This window comes from Thalassospira profundimaris (assembly GCF_003326795.1).
Classification (GTDB): Bacteria; Pseudomonadota; Alphaproteobacteria; order Rhodospirillales; family Thalassospiraceae; genus Thalassospira; species Thalassospira profundimaris_C.
This window is the reverse complement of sequence record NZ_JPWI01000001.1, coordinates 688,067-705,096: the sequence shown is the minus strand read 5'-3', so window position 1 is coordinate 705,096 and position 17,030 is coordinate 688,067. Positions and strand designations below refer to the sequence as shown.

The 17,030-nt window shown below is 54.8% G+C and carries 16 protein-coding genes and 1 pseudogene; 7 read left to right on the top strand and 10 right to left on the bottom strand.

Going from position 1 to position 17,030, the window contains the following annotated elements:
- Positions 1 to 162: 162 nt before the first annotated feature.
- Genes TH30_RS03315 through TH30_RS03305 form a run of 3 tightly spaced genes read left to right on the top strand, consistent with a single transcriptional unit; the run spans position 163 to position 3,022 of the window.
- On the top strand, positions 163 to 1,161 hold the full coding sequence (locus TH30_RS03315; protein WP_114096630.1) for a DMT family transporter: 999 nt from the start codon (positions 163 to 165) through the stop codon (positions 1,159 to 1,161).
- Positions 1,154 to 2,098: a DMT family transporter gene (locus TH30_RS03310; protein ID WP_114096629.1), complete on the top strand. Its 945-nt coding sequence runs from the start codon at positions 1,154 to 1,156 to the stop codon at positions 2,096 to 2,098. Before TH30_RS03315 ends, TH30_RS03310 begins: the two co-directional genes overlap by 8 nt.
- A 33-nt stretch (positions 2,099 to 2,131) precedes the next feature.
- Positions 2,132 to 3,022, top strand: coding sequence for a DMT family transporter (locus TH30_RS03305; protein ID WP_114096628.1), 891 nt, complete (start codon positions 2,132 to 2,134; stop codon positions 3,020 to 3,022).
- 25 nt (positions 3,023 to 3,047) lie between these two features.
- Here TH30_RS03305 and TH30_RS03300 read toward each other — a convergent pair whose 3' ends face one another.
- Entirely contained in the window at positions 3,048 to 3,626 is a 579-nt protein-coding gene (locus TH30_RS03300) for a hypothetical protein (RefSeq protein WP_114096627.1), read from the bottom strand.
- Positions 3,627 to 3,696: 70 nt separating this feature from the next.
- On the opposite strand from TH30_RS03300, the gene TH30_RS03295 reads away from it, so the two are divergent.
- On the top strand, positions 3,697 to 4,227 hold the full coding sequence (locus TH30_RS03295; RefSeq protein ID WP_181850142.1) for a Crp/Fnr family transcriptional regulator: 531 nt from the start codon (positions 3,697 to 3,699) through the stop codon (positions 4,225 to 4,227).
- 124 nt (positions 4,228 to 4,351) lie between these two features.
- The gene (locus tag TH30_RS03290; RefSeq protein WP_114096625.1) at positions 4,352 to 5,113 is read left to right on the top strand and encodes an SDR family NAD(P)-dependent oxidoreductase; all 762 of its coding nucleotides are present in this window, start codon (positions 4,352 to 4,354) and stop codon (positions 5,111 to 5,113) included.
- A gap of 77 nt (positions 5,114 to 5,190) precedes the next feature.
- On the opposite strand, the pseudogene TH30_RS03285 reads toward TH30_RS03290, so the two are convergent.
- From TH30_RS03285 to TH30_RS03275, 3 genes and pseudogenes are all read right to left on the bottom strand, one after another.
- Positions 5,191 to 5,487, bottom strand: a pseudogene (locus TH30_RS03285) (4a-hydroxytetrahydrobiopterin dehydratase); the annotation flags it as partial.
- Between the two features lie 52 nt (positions 5,488 to 5,539).
- Positions 5,540 to 6,175, bottom strand: a complete 636-nt coding sequence (locus TH30_RS03280) for a uracil-DNA glycosylase family protein (protein WP_114096623.1) — start codon at positions 6,173 to 6,175, stop codon at positions 5,540 to 5,542.
- Between the two features lie 3 nt (positions 6,176 to 6,178).
- A complete protein-coding gene (locus TH30_RS03275) occupies positions 6,179 to 6,838 on the bottom strand; it encodes a glutathione S-transferase family protein (RefSeq protein ID WP_114096891.1) in 660 nt (219 codons plus the stop codon).
- A gap of 338 nt (positions 6,839 to 7,176) precedes the next feature.
- On the opposite strand from TH30_RS03275, the gene TH30_RS03270 reads away from it, so the two are divergent.
- Together TH30_RS03270 and TH30_RS03265 are read left to right on the top strand one after the other, a co-directional pair.
- Complete coding sequence (locus TH30_RS03270) at positions 7,177 to 8,577, top strand: leucyl aminopeptidase family protein (protein WP_114096890.1); 1,401 nt, start codon at positions 7,177 to 7,179, stop codon at positions 8,575 to 8,577.
- 104 nt (positions 8,578 to 8,681) lie between these two features.
- Positions 8,682 to 9,029 carry a MarR family transcriptional regulator gene (locus TH30_RS03265; RefSeq protein WP_114096622.1) on the top strand — a complete coding sequence of 116 codons (348 nt, stop codon included), beginning with the start codon at positions 8,682 to 8,684 and terminating at the stop codon, positions 9,027 to 9,029.
- A 309-nt stretch (positions 9,030 to 9,338) separates the two neighbouring features.
- Here the strand turns inward: TH30_RS03265 and TH30_RS03260 are convergent, their stop codons facing one another.
- The 6 genes from TH30_RS03260 to TH30_RS03230 all read right to left on the bottom strand — a co-directional run bounded on the left by TH30_RS03260 (position 9,339) and on the right by TH30_RS03230 (position 16,905).
- A complete protein-coding gene (locus TH30_RS03260; protein WP_114096621.1) occupies positions 9,339 to 10,010 on the bottom strand; it encodes a LysE family translocator in 672 nt (223 codons plus the stop codon).
- 114 nt (positions 10,011 to 10,124) lie between these two features.
- Positions 10,125 to 10,763 carry a hypothetical protein gene (locus TH30_RS03255; protein WP_258548588.1) on the bottom strand — a complete coding sequence of 213 codons (639 nt, stop codon included), beginning with the start codon at positions 10,761 to 10,763 and terminating at the stop codon, positions 10,125 to 10,127.
- A gap of 127 nt (positions 10,764 to 10,890) precedes the next feature.
- Positions 10,891 to 12,525 carry an ABC transporter ATP-binding protein gene (locus TH30_RS03250; RefSeq protein WP_114096619.1) on the bottom strand — a complete coding sequence of 545 codons (1,635 nt, stop codon included), beginning with the start codon at positions 12,523 to 12,525 and terminating at the stop codon, positions 10,891 to 10,893.
- Between the two features lie 277 nt (positions 12,526 to 12,802).
- Positions 12,803 to 13,834, bottom strand: coding sequence for an ABC transporter permease (locus tag TH30_RS03240; RefSeq protein WP_114096617.1), 1,032 nt, complete (start codon positions 13,832 to 13,834; stop codon positions 12,803 to 12,805).
- Between the two features lie 2 nt (positions 13,835 to 13,836).
- A complete protein-coding gene (locus TH30_RS03235; protein WP_114096616.1) occupies positions 13,837 to 14,949 on the bottom strand; it encodes a microcin C ABC transporter permease YejB in 1,113 nt (370 codons plus the stop codon).
- Positions 14,950 to 14,952: 3 nt separating this feature from the next.
- Complete coding sequence (locus tag TH30_RS03230; protein WP_258548587.1) at positions 14,953 to 16,905, bottom strand: extracellular solute-binding protein; 1,953 nt, start codon at positions 16,903 to 16,905, stop codon at positions 14,953 to 14,955.
- Between the last annotated feature and the right edge of the window lie 125 nt (positions 16,906 to 17,030).

Here is a 17,030-nt window from a genome sequence, read left to right as displayed (position 1 = left end):
TTCCCCCTGATGGATTATTGTCGACGGCCTTGAGCTTACACGAAAACCCGTCTTGCGCGAACTGTTCGCCAAATCTGCAAGGTCTGCCATGCACAAATAGTATGACAAATCGCAGCCCGCAGACTGGATTTTTTCTAAAATCGCGCTTATTCGTTGAGGATAATGGTTTTTTCACGCGCCACCTCAGACAATGCGGCCTTAACGGGCGCCCTGTTGATGATTTCTGCCGCACTCTGTTTTGCGGCCATGGCGGTGCTTATTCGATATGTCACCCGTGATGTTCATCCTTTCGAGGCCGCATTTTTCCGCAACTTTTTCGGCCTGATCCCGATGTTGCCCTGGCTGTTTAGCAACGGTCCGGGCGGATTGAGAACCGAACGGTTCAAACTACATTTCCTGCGCGGGGCGCTTGGTTTTGGGGCCATGTCCTGCCTGTTTACAGCACTTGCCATCACGCCCGCAGCCCAAGTGATTGCCATCAACTTTACCCTGCCGATCCTGACCACGGTGCTGGCCGCGATCATTGTGCGCGAAACCGTTCGTGCGCGTCGCTGGAGTGCTGTTGCCATCGGCTTTGTCGGAGCAATGATCATCATCCGGCCCTTTGGACAGGATTTTGAAACCGGCGCGATTCTGGCATTGCTGGCAACACTGTTCATGGCAGCAGCAATGACGACGGTCAAAATGCTGTCTCGAACCGACAGTGCCAATGCCATTGTCACGTGGATGGGGCTGGTCATGACGCCGCTGTCGTTGCCGCCAGCGATCTATTTCTGGGAAACGCCCAGCCTGTGGCAGTTATTCGTCATGCTTCTGATTGCGATAGCGGGCACCGCAGGCCAGCAGTTACTGGTGCGCGCCTATCGCACCGCCGATCAGTCCTATGTGATGATTTTCGACTTCCTGCGCCTGCCCTTTGTTGCGGCCATGGCCTTTGTGATGTTTGGCGAGGTCGTCGATTTCTGGACCTGGGCCGGGGCAGCATTGATCATTGGATCGGCACTTTATATCGCGCGGCGCGAGGCGGTTCTGGCCAAGCGGGCAAAAACAGCCACGCGACTGCCAACCACAGCGCCCGCCGACCCGCAAGCCATCCCCGCAACCAAGATTGATCTCGCCGATCCAGCCACATCGCAAACGGGGGAAAAACCCGATGCGTGATCGGTTCAACGCCCTTCCCCCCTATTTGCAGGCCACTGTCTTTGGGTTGATGGCATCAATCAGTGCAGCAATCTTTTCGGTGTTTGTCCGTCTGGCCACGGAACATATTGATCCGCTTCAGGCGGTGTTTTTCCGAAATCTGTTCGGCCTGATCCTGATTGCGCCGCTGGCATTGCGTAGCGGTATCGCGCCGCTCAAGACCAAGCGTCTGCCGATGTTTGTGCTCCGTGCAGTTTTGTCGATGGGGGCGATGAGCTTCTGGTTTTCGGCAATCGCGATCATGCCGCTGGCCGAGGCCACAACACTGAACTTTACCGTGCCGCTGTTCGGGACTGTCCTTGCCGCGATCTTTCTGGGCGAGAAAGTTCGCAAGTATCGGGTGGCCGCCCTGTTGGCCGGTTTTTGCGGGGTATTGATCATTATCCGCCCGGGCAGCGAGACCATGCAGCTTGCCAGCCTGTTGCCAATTGCCGCTGCCATCTGCATGGCCAGTGCCGGACTTACGATCAAGTCACTTTCGCGCACGGAAAACCCGACCACCATCATCCTTTATATGATGGCCCTGACCACACCGATGACATTGATCCCGGCCCTGTTTGTCTGGGAAACGCCAAGCTGGACGGCAATCGGCCTGATGGCGGCAGGTGCGTTCATGGCCAATATCACCCAGATCTGTAACACCAATGCATTCCGGGTTTACGATTACGGCTTTGTCATCGGGTTCAATTATTTGCGCCTGCCCTTTGTTCTGGTCATCGCGCTTGTGATGTTTGGCGAAGTGCCTGAAATCTGGCTTTTGCCCGGTGCGGGACTGATTATCGGATCGGCCCTGTTCATTGCGCGCCGCGAAGCCAAGCTTAATCGTGAAGCCAACCGGATCAAACGCGGCCCGTCTTCTGCGGCCAGTGATCTTGACCCGCCGCCGTCGCGCAACTAGGCGCCCATATCCCAAGCACAAAGGTCCCCAAAGATGCCAAGTCCGGTCACAGCATGGTTTGAACGCCAACCTGCATCAATCCGGGCCAGTTTCTTTGCTCTTGCAGCGGCGATCCTTGCGGCCTGCTTTACCCTGACCATCCGGTTTGCCACCGCGGAAATTCATCCCTATCAGGCGGTATTCTTACGCTTTGCCTTTGGCCTGATCATGATCGCACCGATGGTGATGAAATCCGGTTTATCCAGCCTGCGAACCACACGCCTGCCCCTGTTCGGTTTGCGGGGCATCTTGTCGGCAGCCGAGATGAGTTTGTGGTTCATGGCAGTGCTTTATCTGCCACTGGCCGAGGCAACCACACTTAATTTCACCGTTCCGCTGTTTGGGACCATTCTGGCCGCCCTTGTCCTGCGCGAAACGGTGCGTGTTCACCGCTGGCTGGCAGTTGTGGTGGGTTTTGTCGGTGTCGGATTGATCATTCAACCCGGATCAGATGCCATGCAACCGGCAAGCCTTTTGCCGATTGCAGCGGCCATGTGCATGGCCTGTGCGGGGATGATCACCAAACAGCTGGTCAGCACGGAAAGCACCACGTCACTTCTGTTCTATCTGATGATCATTACGACACCGGTATCGCTGATCCCGGCCCTGTTTGTCTGGCAAGTGCCCAGCTGGACGGCTATCGGCCTGATGGCGGTTGCCGCTTTGATGATGAATGTGATGCAAATCTGTAACGTCAAGGCATTGCAACTGGCTGATTACAGCTTCTTTGTCGGGTTTTCCTATTTGCGCCTGCCGATCATTGCGATCCTTGCCCTGATCCTGTTTGGCGAGGTGCCCGATATCTGGATTATACCGGGTGGTGCACTGATTATCGGGGCCGCAATCTATGTCGCGCTACGTGAACGCAAACTTGCCAAATCCTGATCAGGTTTGCGTTCACAACCCTGACCTAGCCATCATAGCCGCGAAGCTTGTTGTACCGTTCTATCTGTGCCGGGCTTAGAATGGCTGGCGTTTTGAGATGCGTGGCAAGATGAATGAAGCGAAGTCTGCTTTGGCGGTCTGCAATCGCCTGCAAAAGCGCCTTTAGCACGGGTTCCGTCAATCCACCCACCTTAAAGGCATCATCAAGTGCACGTTCTGCCGCGATCAGATTGGCACCTTCTTTGATGGCATCCATTTTCATCTGCTCATACAGCGCCACAATGGCGGCCTTCTGATCTGCTGAAAGCGAAATGTCGTCAGACAGTTCCAACAGATGCGCAGGCCCGGGTATGCCATTCAGCTCCGCGGCCTTTGCCATCCCCCATCCGCCGCCTTTTTGCAGCTCTGAAATGTCGTCAGCTGACAGGCTTTTAATCGAGCGATCCTGCTGTCCGGCATAGGGGGATGCCGGTGCCGCAGCATTTGCATGGTCGCTTTGACGCTGGCCATGACCATGGGCGGATTCTTGTGATTGGGCAGATAACGGAACGGTCAGGCCCAAAACGATCAAAGCAGTTCGGGCCTGTCGGGAAAGGATAAACATGGCATCACCTGTTAATTTCTGAGTGCCTCAAGCTTGACCTGCGCGCCGCGATCTATACATGATATATATCATGTCAGTATCGATTTTTGATCTTCTCAACCGCTTTGAGGGCAGGTTGTCCGATTTCGCCGCAACCGAGGTCCTGTTTCGCAAGGGCGATCCGGTCGAGCATCTTTTCCTTGTTCTTAGGGGCGAAGTGCGACTGGCACGTTTTCTTGAAAATGGTGACGAGATCGTCCTGCAGCGCGCAGGGCCCGACAATGTTCTGGCCGAGGCATCCCTGTTTTCACAACATTATCATTGCGACGCCATCTGCCATCAGGATGCGCAGGTCAAGCGGATCCGCAAATACGACGTCGAATCCCATCTTTCCCAAAACAATCAGATGGCTGTATCGCTTGCAACGCATCTGGCCCGTGAAGTACAGGCAACCCGCCTGCGCGCGGAGATTCTGCGGCTGCGCACGGTCGCCGAACGGCTTGATGCCTGGATCGCCTGGCATGACGACGTCCTTCCCGAAAAGGGAACCTGGCGCATGATCGCCCTTGAAATCGGCGTCAGTCCCGAGGCGCTGTATCGCGAACTTGCGCGCAGAAGATAACCATCCCCACCCCATAGTCTGGTGCAACGAGCAGCAGGAAATCGACGCTTGCCCGTTAAAGATATAATTTGGTATATAAATACCAATTAATTGCACATGCGCTGAACAAGGGAGACACCAAGCCATGCAGATCAAGGGTTCCATCGCCATTGTAACCGGGGCCGCATCAGGACTTGGGGCCGCGACAGCCGAAACTTTGGCCGGGGCTGGCGCACGGATTGTTGCCTTTGATCTGAATGAAGACGGCGCAAAAGCCACGGCTGAAAAGCTGGGCGGTGTCGGATTTGGCGTGGATGTTTCAAACGGTGCCAGCGTCGAAGGTGCTGTTTCCGAAGTGGTACGTTCCGTTGGTATCCCGTCCATTCTGGTCAATTGCGCCGGGATCTTGCAGGGCGAGCGCATTGTCGGACGCGAAGGCCCGGCCGATCTGGACGCCTTTGCGCGCGTGATCAATGTCAATCTGATCGGCACATTCAACATGATGCGTGTGACCGCCACCGCCATGAGCCGCAACGACCCGTCGCCCAGTGGCGAACGCGGGGTGATCATTAACACCGCCTCCATTGCCGCCTTTGAAGGCCAGATCGGACAGGCTGCCTATTCCGCATCAAAAGGCGGGGTTGCGTCCATGACCCTTCCGGCCGCGCGCGAGCTTGCCCGTCATGGTATCCGCGTTGTTGCCATTGCACCGGGCATGTTTGGCACCCCGATGGTCACGGCCCTTCCCGACGAGATGCAGCAGGCCCTTGCGGCCAATATTCCGTTCCCCAAACGGCTCGGCGATCCGGCTGAATATGGCCGACTGGCCATGCATGTCTGTGAAAATGAAATGATCAATGGCGAGACCATCCGGATAGATGGCGCGGTTCGCCTCGAGCCGAAATAATCCCACACCCACGGCCCGATTTCACCGCAGCCATAGACACCCTGCCGTCCCCTACCGGCAGGGTGTTTTTTTTGATGCTAGCTGGAGGATGCCTTGTCGCAGAAGGTCGCAAGATCGATATCCTTCTGCGTGACACCCCCGGCATCATGGGTGGTCAGGGTCACATTTACCTTGTTGTAAACATTGAACCATTCGGGATGGTGATCCATTTTGTCTGCCATCAGGGCGACACGGGTCATGAAACCGAACGCGGCATTGAAATCCCCGAACATATAGACCCGGCCAATAGACAGGCCATCATCGGCAAGTTCCCAGTTCGGCAGGGACTTCAGGGCAGTTTCAATGGCGGATTTTTCAAGTTTGCTCATTCTGGTTTGCCTCGTATTTCTTGGGGTGGCGAAAGATCATTGGACCACAAAAGAGACCCTAGCCCAACAGGCGGTGTACCCGTTGGCGAAGGACCGGCAAAAGATCGGCTTCAAACCACGGATTCTTTTTCATCCATGCGGTGTTGCGCCAGCTTGGATGGGGCATCGGCAACAGGTTGTCAGACAGATAATCGGCAAAGCGATGCACGGTTTCTGTCATGGTTTTGGCCCGACGCGGACCAAGATAGCGTTGTTGCGCATATTGCCCGATCAGAAGGGTCAGTTCGATATCGGGCAGATGGGCCAAAAGCGCATCATGCCAGGCCGGGGCACATTCTGGCCGGGGCGGCAAATCCCCGCCGCGTTCAAACCGGCCGGGATAGCAAAAGCCCATCGGCATGATGGCAAGTTTGGCCGGGTCATAGAAATCATCCACCGACAGATCCAGCCAGTCGCGCAGACGATCACCCGATGCATCATTCCAGGGAAGCCCGGTTTCATGGACCTTGGTGCCCGGCGCCTGTCCGATGATCAGAATACGCGCGCCCTTGGCCATGCGCACGACCGGACGCGGGCCAAGCGGCAATGTATCGGCACAGATGCGGCAGGCCCGGACATCGCCCAGAAGGCTATCAAGTGCCGCATCCCCGGCCGGCGGGTCAATTTCGGGAAGATCTCCACGCAAACCCGTCATGGGTTACTTCACCTCGGAATCGTCGATCACCCATTCTTCGGTGGCCGCCGCCGCATACCATTCCTTCATGGCGGGCAATTCAAGGATGGCCTGCATATAGGCATTGCCAACCGGATCAAGATCCACGCCATAGGTCTTGAAACGCGTCACCACCGGCGCATACATGGCGTCCGCAATCGAAAAATCGCCAAACAGGAAATCACCGCCCTGCCCGTACCGGGTGCGGCACATTTTGAAGATTTCACCGATGCGGGCGATGTCCTTGTCCACGCCGTCCTTGCGACCAAGGCCGGGCAGGCTTTTGCGGCAATTCATCGGCATGTGCGTGCGAAGGGGCCCAAACCCGCCATGCATTTCAAGCGACACGGAACGCGCAATCGCCCGTACATCCATATCAAGCGGCCAAAGCAGCGTATCGGGGCGGCTATCGGCGATATATTCAAGGATGCCCAATGCCTCCCAGATGGTTTTGCTGCCATCAAAATATACCGGGACCTTGGCGGTTGGCGAAAAGACCGGCGCCTTGGCCGCCCATTCATCGCTGCGCAACGCGATCAGGCGTTCTTCGAAATCAATCCCGGCGACTTTCAGGCCAAGCCAGGCGCGGAGCGACCAGGAAGAATAGTTTTTATTGCCGATATAAAGAACGGGGCGCGTTTCCATGCGGGTGTCTTTCATGTTGGGGGGGCTATGACACTGGGTCAAACACTATCAGCGGTTTAAAAGCCGGGTTCAAGTCCGCTTTGATGAAATTGACCTACCGGTTCCAGTGCCCCGAACGTCCTTATTATCCGGGGAAATTTCATATCCGTCTTGCCCCGGATCGATCTTTCAGGATCGGGGGCCATATACTGATCCTGTTTGCGGCTATTTGTTTTCCGGAATTGCTCTGGACCGGTGGCAGCCGTAAGATCAATCATCAAATCCTGTCCGGGGGCGGATGTTTAACCCCGCCTCCTCGACACAACACCATCCCACGTCACCAGCAGGGAAGACTTAAATTGTTCGATCACATCATCGCACGCGACAGTTCCACCAACCCGATCACCATCACCCCGATTGTCGAAAGCGAGTTTGAAAGCTGGCTTGCCGATCAGTCCGAAACGACCAAGGCATGGGTGGCGGCAAACGGTTACGAGGCAAAGCGCGGAACGCAGCTTGCCCTGCCGGGATCGAATGGAGCGTTCGGATCGGTCCTGATCGGCTATGTTGATGATGCCAAGGCGATCTGGGATTTCGCCGGACTGCCGACCAGCCTTCCCGAAGGGGTCTATGGCCTTTCTGATAGCATCAGCGACAATGCCGCCCTTTATGAAAAGGCAGCGCTTGGGCTTTATCTTGGGGGCTATCGTTTTGATCGCTATCGCAAGGATGACGGCAAGAAGGACAAACGCGCAAAGATCGCCCTTCACGACATCGAAGCCGCCAAGCGCGCAGAAAACACTGCACGCGGCATCGGACTTGCGCGTGATCTGATCAATATTCCGGCCAATGACATGGGCCCGGCAGAGCTTGAAGCCGCCGCACGCGCCCTTGGCGAGGAATTCGGCGCCAGGGTCAGCGCGATTGTTGGCGATGACCTTTTGAAACAGAATTATCCGGCCATTCACACGGTCGGGTATGGCAGTGACCGCGATCCGCGCCTGATTGATCTGGTATGGGGCGATGCGGACGCACCGAAAATCACGCTGGTCGGCAAGGGTGTGTGTTTTGACACCGGTGGCTATGACCTTAAACCGTCAAGCAACATGCTTTTGATGAAAAAGGACATGGGTGGCTCGGCACAGGTTCTTGGCCTTGCGCGCATGATCATGGCGGCCAACCTGCCGGTGCGGTTGCGCGTTCTGATCCCCGCAGTTGAGAATATGGTATCGGGTCGTGCCTATCGCCCGAGTGACATTCTCAAAACCCGCAAGGGTCTGACTGTTGAAGTCGGCAATACCGATGCCGAAGGCCGTATTGTGCTGTCTGATGCCCTGACCGAGGCCGCGTCGGAGAACCCGGAACTGATCCTTGATTTCGCGACCCTGACCGGGGCGGCGCGTGTGGCCCTTGGTCTTGGTCTGCCTGCCCTGTTTTCCAATGATGATGATCTGGCCAATGGCCTGATGGAAAATGGTCTGGCGCTTCATGATCCGCTGTGGCGCTTGCCGCTGTGGGATGAATATCGCCCGCAGCTTGATAGCAAGGCAGCGGACATGAACAACATTTCCGGTTCGCCCTTTGGCGGGGCGATCATTGCCGCCCTGTTCCTTGACCGCTTTGTCGAAGGGGCAAAAAGCTGGGCACATATCGACCTGATGGCCTGGAACCCGACGGATCGTCCGGGACGTCCGACCGGTGGCGAAGCACAGGGAATCCGCGCAGCCTTCAAGCTGATCGAGGATCGTTTCGGTAAGTAAACCAAACCGTAAATTGCATATTTTCCAATAAGACCTTTGACATATGCACAGGGGTCAGGTAGACAGATTACGTATTCGTAACAAATTAATTGTTGGGCACAAGCATGTCGATCGAGATCAAACCGTCTCAGGCACTCGACCTTTGGCGTATCGCGATTGTAGAAAGTGTGCGTCGGGATTCTCCCGATCTTTCTGCCCGACAGATGGCTTTGTTGCTGAATGTTTACCTGACCCCGGCCCCGCATACGGTACGCGGCCTGTCAGAAGCGCTTAACATCTCCAAACCTGCCATTACCCGCGCCCTTGATCGCCTGAGCTCGCTTGGCATGGTCAAACGCAAGGTCGATGAAGAAGACCGCCGTTCGGTTCTGATCCAGCGGACGGTCAAGGGATCTGTCTTCCTGCGTGAATTTGGCGATATCATCGTATCGGCTGGCCTCGAGACCGAATAAACGGATCGCAAAAGACGGGTTTCGCCGCCCGCAAAACGATCAAAATGCCCCGATCAGCGCAGTCTGGTCGCCCAGAAAATACAAAATCTGGCAGTTAGGGCAGCAATTCTTCCCCATTTTGAATTCAAAAAATCTGATATGGCAAAAATCTGCTATATACAGACCAGTCGGTTTGTAAGCGCAGCAAATGTCAGATGTGCCACATCCAGATATTTTATTTTTCTTTCAGATAGTTAGGCCGGATTACGCATATTAGGAATGCAAAATTTCCGACCTTTCCGCCCCTGAAAGGTCGAAAGCGCATCCTACCTAGAAACGGGAAGCTGCAACGCTTACCGGCATCTCGATCAGCGATAAAAGGCCTGCCGCAACGATCAAAATGGCCCCGGATACACGTGCAACCACGTTATTGCCGCCGCGTTTGATCAGCCAGGGCATGATGCGTGCAGCGCCCATCGCGTAAATCATTACGAAACTGTAATCAAGAACAACAAAGGTAGCCCCGAGAGTCAGCAACTGTGGTGCAAGTGGTGCCGCCGGATTGACAAATTGCGGAAACAGCGCCCCGAAAAAGGCAATCGCCTTGGGATTTCCCGCCGCAACAAGGAAGCCTTCGCGGAAAAGTTTTCGATGGCTGACGACTTCACAGGCACCGGAAATATTCATTTCGATATCGTTCTTATCGTTTGATTTCTTGGGCTTACGGAAGAATGACAGCAATCCGATCACCAGCAAGAACACCACCCCGCACCATTTGACCACCCCGAACGCCACCGTCGATGTCGCCAGAACCGCACCCAATCCGACGGCCGCAATCACCATCTGGATCATGTTGGCGGTGACATCACCAAGAGCGGTCATCAGGGTCGGTCGCGCGCCATAACGCAACGCATGGGACATGCCGATCAGAATGCTCGGCCCCGGTGTGAGGACCAGCAAAAAGACAAGGAGGGTGAAACTCAGCCAGACTTCGAACGACATGGAGATGCTCCGGGACTTTGACCGAACCGGAATATCACAGACATGCCATGGCACAATTGCGTCCTGCGCAACTGGCCCATGCGTCATCGGTCAGGGACGGGTCAGGCAGAAAGATCAGCGCGGCTTGGCGTCGCCCGGCCAGAAATCATAGAACATGCGCACCTGGACCGAACGGAGTGTATCGGGCGGCAGAAAAGTCTGCCCTGTTTGCAGAAGCTTGTTCTGAAGGGCCGCGAAATAACGGTTGGGTACAGGCGCAAACGGGCTGAATGGCAGTTCGGGAACGATTTCCTCGCCTTTTTCCTTAGCGGCTTCGACTGCTTCGGCCTCGGCTGCAAGTTCTTCTTCGGTCTTGGGGGGCGGAGGTGGCAGCAGACCTGGTGCCGCATATTTGAAGGACCGTTTGCCCGGCTCACGGGTTTCAAAACGCTGTTGGGTATCGCGATACATCAAGCGCTGCAGATCGACCAGAAAGCCGTTAATAATCTTGGGCAGGTTATGTTCAATCACCGGCACAGCCTGTTTGGACTGCGCTTCAAGCCAGATATTGAGCACAATCTGGCGAATGGCACCGGATTTCGGCAGTACAATGGTCAGCGATACAGGATCGGGAATAATGACCGTCTCGGGGATTTCCGGCTTGGCGTTCTTTGCCGGTTCCTCGGTCGCCGGTTCGGTCTTTTTGCTGCTGGCATGGGCAGGACCAGACAGGGGTGCGACCACAAGGATCGCCAGAAGCATGGTCAAAAACATGACCTTGCCCCAGAAACACACACTGTTTGACCATTTGCTCATAGGCGACAGCATATTCACTTTACTACCCTGTTTTCATTCCCTTTTCCGATCCTGTTCTAACAGGTTTGATGGCGCTTTGTCGTTATCAGTTACTGACAAAATCTGTCCCGGCGGCCTTAAGATCAAGGGCCGCCGCCAAAAGCGCCTTGGTATAGGGCTGTTGCGGGTTATCAAAGACATCCGTCGCGGCACCGCTTTCGACCAGTTTTCCACCCTGCATGACCATCACGCGATGAGACAATGCCCGCACAACCCGCAAATCATGACTGATAAACAGATAGGCCATCTTGTGGCGGGCCTGCAAATCACGCAGCAATTCGACAATCTGCGCCTGCACGGACATATCAAGCGCCGATGTCGGTTCATCCAGTACGATAAAGCGTGGTTTCAAAACCAGTGCCCGGGCGATTGAAATGCGCTGTCGCTGGCCACCGGAAAATTCATGCGGGTAACGATCCATGGCATTTTGCGGCAGATCGACTTCGTTGAGGGCCTCGGCAATACGGGCTTCGCGTTCGGCAGGTGTCAGGTCAGGCTCGTGAATTTCAAGCCCCTCACCGACAATCTGGGCGATCGACATGCGCGGGCTAAGCGAGCCGAACGGATCCTGAAACACGACCTGCATGTCACGGCGCAGCTTGCGCAAATCGGCACCGGCATATTTGCGGATATCCTCGCCCGCAAACTTTATATCACCCTCAGATTTCAACAGACGCAGGATGGCCATGGCAAGGGTTGTCTTGCCCGATCCGCTTTCGCCCACAATCCCAAGGGTTTCCCCCTGTTTAAGCGACAGGGAAATGTTGTCGACTGCATCAAGATAGCGTTCCGGACGGCCCAGAATCCCCTTGCGGCCAATCGGAAAGCGCACCTGAATATTGCTGGTTTCGAGCAGCTCCGTGGCATTTTCCGGCAGTTCCGGCGCGTTGCCGCTGGGAACGGCTGCAAGCAGCTTTTGGGTATAGGGATGTCTGGGATGTTCAAAAAGACCATGTCCGACACCGCGTTCAACGATCTCGCCATCCTTCATCACGCAGACGCTTCTGGCCATTTTCTGAACAATTTGCAGATCATGGGTGATCAGCAGCAACGCCATGCCAAGCTTGTTCTGCAGGTCCTGAAGCAATTCAAGAATCTGGGCCTGAATGGTGACATCAAGGGCCGTGGTCGGCTCGTCAGCAATCAGCAGTTCCGGTTCATTGGCAAGCGCCATGGCGATCATGACACGCTGGCGCTGACCGCCGGAAAGCTCATGTGGAAGCGCCTTGAGCCGTGACGCCGGATCAGGAATACCGACCAGATCAAGCAATTCCAGAATACGCGCACGCGCCTTGGCCCCACGCAGGCCCTTGTGGAGAAGCAAGACTTCGCCGATCTGCTTTTCAATATTGTGCAGCGGATTAAGCGACGTCATCGGTTCCTGAAAGATCATCGAAATCCGGTTGCCACGGATCTTGCGCAAGGTCCGCTCTTCGGCACCGACCATTTCCTGACCGTCAAATGTGATCGAGCCCGATGGATGGGTCGCGCGTGGATAGGGCAGCAATTGCAGGATCGAAAGGGCGGTGACCGATTTGCCCGATCCGCTTTCGCCGACCAGTGCCATGGTTTCGCCGCGCCCTATCGAAAATGACACCCCCTTGACGGCATGCACATCGCCGAAATTGACCGAAAGATTGCTGACATCAAGGAGCAGCTGGTTGGCTGATTGCTCTGTCATTTTACAGGTTCCTTAGGGTCAGGGCCTATGAATTTGGCTTGAATGGTCGATAAGATTTGTGCGGATACGCGAAGCGAAACCGCCGACAGATAAGTATCTTTCAAGGTTTTGCGACAACGTAGCCCGTGCAAATCTGATCGATCTGAATGACAAAGTTTATATTTGCAAACTCCGACGTCAAATCCCTTGTACGGGATACCAACCCGCCCGGCGGGATTTTTCTTGGATTTCACAAATATAAACTTTGCCATTCCAATCAAATTCATAGGCCCTGACCCTAAAATGTCTTGCGCGGATCGAACGCGTCACGGACAGCTTCGCCGATAAAGATCAGAAGACTGAGCATCACCGCGATGGCAAAGAAGGCCGTCATGCCAAGCCAGGGGGCTTGCAGGTTGTTCTTGCCCTGCGAAAGCAATTCACCAAGTGATGGCGATCCCGGTGGCAAGCCAAGCGACAGGAAGTCGAGCGAGGTCAGAGCAACGATTGAGCCATTCAACACAAATGGCAGGAAGGTAATGGTCGCGACCATCGCGTTGGGCAGAACATGGCGATACATGATCCGGTAATCGGTCATGCCAAGCGCCCTTGCCGCACGAACATATTCAAAATTGCGCGCACGCAGGAATTCCGCACGTACAAGCCCGGTCAAACTCATCCAGCTAAACAGCACCAGAATGAACAAAAGCGTCCAGAAACCCGGCGCAAACAGGCTGGCAAGGATGATCAGAATAAAGAGTTGCGGCAGGCCACCCCAGATTTCGATCACGCGCTGGAAGCCAAGATCGACCCAGCCCCCGAAATAGCCCTGTACCGCACCTGCGGCGATGCCGATCACGGAACTGATCGCAGTCAGTGCAAGACCAAACAGGATCGATATCCGGAAGCCATAGATCAGACGCGCCAACACATCACGCCCCAATTCATCCGTGCCGAGCAGATGGCGCGAAGACGGTGGCGCTGGTTGCGGTTCGCGCATTTCAAAATCGATGGTGTCATAGGAAAACGGGATCAGTGGCCAGATGGCAAAGCCATGATGGTCGATCTTGCCCTGAATATAGGGGTCATAAAAGTCGGTCTCGACATCGAAATCGCCGCCATAGGTGGTTTCCGGATGGTCGGAAAAGATCGGCATATACCAGTTATCGTCATATTTGACGAAGATTGGCTTGTCATTGGCGATCAGTTCGGCAAACAGGCAAATCACAAATAGCACGGTAAAGATCACAAGTGACCAGTAGCCGCGCTTGTTGGACTTGAAGTTTGCCACGCGACGACGGTTAAGTGGCGAAAGAACAGCACCAAACATGATCAATTCCCCCGCGCATCAAAGTCGATCCGCGGATCAACAAGGTGGTAACTCAGATCACTGATCAGGTTCATGATCAGACCAAACAGCGTGAAGAAATAAAGTGTGGCAAACATCACAGGATAATCGCGCGTCATCACCGCGTTAAAGCCAAGCAAGCCTATCCCGTCGAGCGAGAAGATTACCTCAATCAGGACCGATCCGGTAAACAGCATCCCGACCAGCGCACTGGGGAAACCGGCAATGATCAGCAGCATGGCGTTGCGGAAAACATGGCCATACAGCACACGCTTTTCCGTCAGACCCTTCGCACGGGCGGTAACGACATATTGCTTGTTGATTTCATCAAGGAACGAATTCTTGGTGAGCATGGTCAGCGTGGCAAAACCCGAAATCGTCAGTGCAACGATCGGCAATGTCAGGTGCCAGAAATAGTCAACGATCTTGCCCCACAAGGATAGCTGTTCCCAGTTTGTCGATGTCAGTCCGCGTAACGGGAACCAGTCCAGATATGTCCCACCGGCAAAGATCACGATCAGCATGACGGCAAACAAAAAGCCCGGAATGGCAAAGCCGACAATGATCGCCGCCGACGACCAGATATCGAAATTGGAGCCATCGCGCACCGCCTTGGTAATGCCAAGCGGGATCGAGATGATGTAAATGATCAGCGTCGACCAGATGCCCAGCGATATCGAAACCGGCATTTTGTCCAACACCAGATCGACAACGTCACGGTCCTGAAAATAGCTTTGGCCGAAATCAAAGGTCAGATAGTTTTTCATCATCATCCAGAACCGTTCATGTGCAGGCTTGTCAAAGCCAAATTGCACTTCAAGTTGCTTGATGATTTCGGGATCAAGCCCCTGCGCCCCGCGATAATTCGATGTCGATGAGAAATTGTTGCCTGATTCCGATGATGATGCGGAACCACCGCTATCACCACCCTGATTGGTGATACGCGCTGTTGATGAAACAGCCGTTCCCTGAAGCTGGGCAATGACCTGCTCGACCGGGCCGCCCGGTGCAAACTGGATGATCGCGAAGTTCAACAACATGATGCCAAACAATGTGACCGGGATCAGAAGAAGACGCCGCAGAATGTAGTTCAGCATGGCCTAGTTCCCCCCCATCGGCAATTTCGCAGCCTTGTCCGGGTCAATCCACCAGCGCATGACCGATTCCCCTTTCAGCGGCACCGTATCGGGATGACCAAAGATGTTCCACCAGGCGAGACGTTCGCCACCAAGGTAATATTGCGGGATCACGTAATAGCCCCACAAAAGGACACGATCGAGCGCATGGGTCGCTGTGACCAGCTCTTCCCAACTGTTTGCCGATGCAACCTTGTCGACCATGGCATCAACAACCGGGTTTTTAATCCCGGCGAAATTGCGCGAACCTGGTTGATCGGCGGCTTCGGAACTCCAGAAAACGCGCTGTTCATTGCCCGGCGTCAGGGATTGTTGCCACCAGAAGGTGATGGCTTCGAAATCGAAGGCTTGAATACGGTTGACCCACTGACCGGTATCAATCAGACGGATGTCCATCTGAACCCCGAGCTGTTTGAGACGGGCTTTCATGACCAGAGCGATCTTTTCAATCCCCGGTTGGCGAATGACCAGCTCAAACCGGAAGGGCTGCCCGGTTTCCTTGTTGACCAGAACCTTGTCGCGGACTTCCCATCCGGCTTCGTTGAGAAGCGTCATGGAATCGCGCAGCGCCTTGCGGCGACCATCGGGTTCATCGAAGTTTGGCAGCTTGAAGGGCTGGGTAAACAGTTCCGGTGGCAACTGATCGCGATAAGGTTCAAGCAATGCCAGTTCGTCACCGGTCGGAATGCCGCTTGAAGCCAGATCCGAATTGACAAAATAACTGTCAGTCCGCTTGTAGGCACCATAGAACATCGCCTGACTCAGCCATTGAAAATCAAAGCCATATTGAAGCGCCTTGCGCACACGCCAGTCGGAAAACAGAGGCAGGCGATTGTTCATGACATAGGCTTGCATACCAACAGGCAGATGATCGGGCATGAATTTTTTCTGAATATCACCGCGTTCGACCGCTGGCGTGTCATAGGCCGTACTCCAGTCGCGCGATGAATGTTCGGAACGCACCATATATTCACCGGCCAGAAAGGCCTGACGCTGCACCTCGGGGTCGAGATAGGTGTCATAACGGATGGTGTCGAAATTACTCTGGCCGCGATTGACCGGCAAATCCGCCGCCCAGTAATCCTTGACCCGTTCATAGGTAATGCGGCGGCCTGCCTCGATGCTTGCGACCTTATAGGCACCACTTCCGACCGGGATTTCAAAGGTGGTTTTCGAGAAATCCTTACCTTCCCAGAACTTCTTGGGCATGATCGAGATGCCCGCCGCCGTCATCGGTGTTTCGCGGTTGTTGCCGGGCTTGAAGGTGAATTTGACCGTCAGGTCGTCAATCGCCTCGGCCCCCTCGATCTGGGAGAAATACTGCCGATAGACGGGGCTGCCTTTTTCAACAAGGACTTCATAGGAAAACACAACATCATCAGCAGTGATTTCGCTGCCATCCTGAAAACGCGCACGCGGATCAAGATGGAAGATGGCAAAGGAGCGGTCCTGGGGCACTTCGATGCTGCGCGCGATCAGGCCATACATCGCATAGGGTTCATCGGCACTGGCCACCATCAGGCTGTCATAGATCAGACCAAGCCCCGCCGCCGAGGTTCCCTTGAGCGTGAAGGGATTGAGCGTATCAAAGGCAACGATGGATGACTGGATCAGGGTGCCACCCTTGGGCGCATCGGGATTTACATAATCAAAATGCTGGAAATCCGGGCCGTATTTCAGATCACCATATAGCGATATGCCATGATACGTGGTGGTCAGGGGATCAAGTTCGGCTTCCTGGACTTCAACCGTTGGTGCCGGATTGATAACTGGCTTGTCGGCATCTTGTGCCTGGACGGGTGCGAACGGTATTCCGGCCGAAAATGCCATGACACCAATTGCAACAAGCATTGATGAAACCACCCGGCGAACAGAATACATGCGCGACGGTTTCGTGTTGGCGACATACGCGATCATGTGACGAATCGTCTTTCCCCTGAAGCAAACTGGTTGCGAATCTTGTCACTATCTGAGACGCAGCAGGCAGACTTTCCCGGACATAATGACCATCAGAAAAGCACCACCCGACTGTATTATTTTTT

What these genes read in the sequence shown, in the direction of transcription:
- TH30_RS03315 (WP_114096630.1), top strand. Translation starts at nt 163, where the DNA reads ATGGTTTTTTCACGCGCCACCTCAGACAATGCGGCCTTAACGGGCGCC.
- TH30_RS03310 (WP_114096629.1), top strand. Translation starts at nt 1,154, where the DNA reads ATGCGTGATCGGTTCAACGCCCTTCCCCCCTATTTGCAGGCCACTGTC.
- TH30_RS03305 (WP_114096628.1), top strand. Translation starts at nt 2,132, where the DNA reads ATGCCAAGTCCGGTCACAGCATGGTTTGAACGCCAACCTGCATCAATC.
- TH30_RS03300 (WP_114096627.1), bottom strand. Translation starts at nt 3,626, where the DNA reads ATGTTTATCCTTTCCCGACAGGCCCGAACTGCTTTGATCGTTTTGGGC.
- TH30_RS03295 (WP_181850142.1), top strand. Translation starts at nt 3,697, where the DNA reads ATGTCAGTATCGATTTTTGATCTTCTCAACCGCTTTGAGGGCAGGTTG.
- TH30_RS03290 (WP_114096625.1), top strand. Translation starts at nt 4,352, where the DNA reads ATGCAGATCAAGGGTTCCATCGCCATTGTAACCGGGGCCGCATCAGGA.
- TH30_RS03280 (WP_114096623.1), bottom strand. Translation starts at nt 6,175, where the DNA reads ATGACGGGTTTGCGTGGAGATCTTCCCGAAATTGACCCGCCGGCCGGG.
- TH30_RS03275 (WP_114096891.1), bottom strand. Translation starts at nt 6,838, where the DNA reads ATGGAAACGCGCCCCGTTCTTTATATCGGCAATAAAAACTATTCTTCC.
- TH30_RS03265 (WP_114096622.1), top strand. Translation starts at nt 8,682, where the DNA reads ATGTCGATCGAGATCAAACCGTCTCAGGCACTCGACCTTTGGCGTATC.
- TH30_RS03260 (WP_114096621.1), bottom strand. Translation starts at nt 10,010, where the DNA reads ATGTCGTTCGAAGTCTGGCTGAGTTTCACCCTCCTTGTCTTTTTGCTG.
- TH30_RS03255 (WP_258548588.1), bottom strand. Translation starts at nt 10,763, where the DNA reads ATGTTTTTGACCATGCTTCTGGCGATCCTTGTGGTCGCACCCCTGTCT.
- TH30_RS03250 (WP_114096619.1), bottom strand. Translation starts at nt 12,525, where the DNA reads ATGACAGAGCAATCAGCCAACCAGCTGCTCCTTGATGTCAGCAATCTT.
- TH30_RS03240 (WP_114096617.1), bottom strand. Translation starts at nt 13,834, where the DNA reads ATGTTTGGTGCTGTTCTTTCGCCACTTAACCGTCGTCGCGTGGCAAAC.
- TH30_RS03235 (WP_114096616.1), bottom strand. Translation starts at nt 14,949, where the DNA reads ATGCTGAACTACATTCTGCGGCGTCTTCTTCTGATCCCGGTCACATTG.
- TH30_RS03230 (WP_258548587.1), bottom strand. Translation starts at nt 16,905, where the DNA reads ATGATCGCGTATGTCGCCAACACGAAACCGTCGCGCATGTATTCTGTT.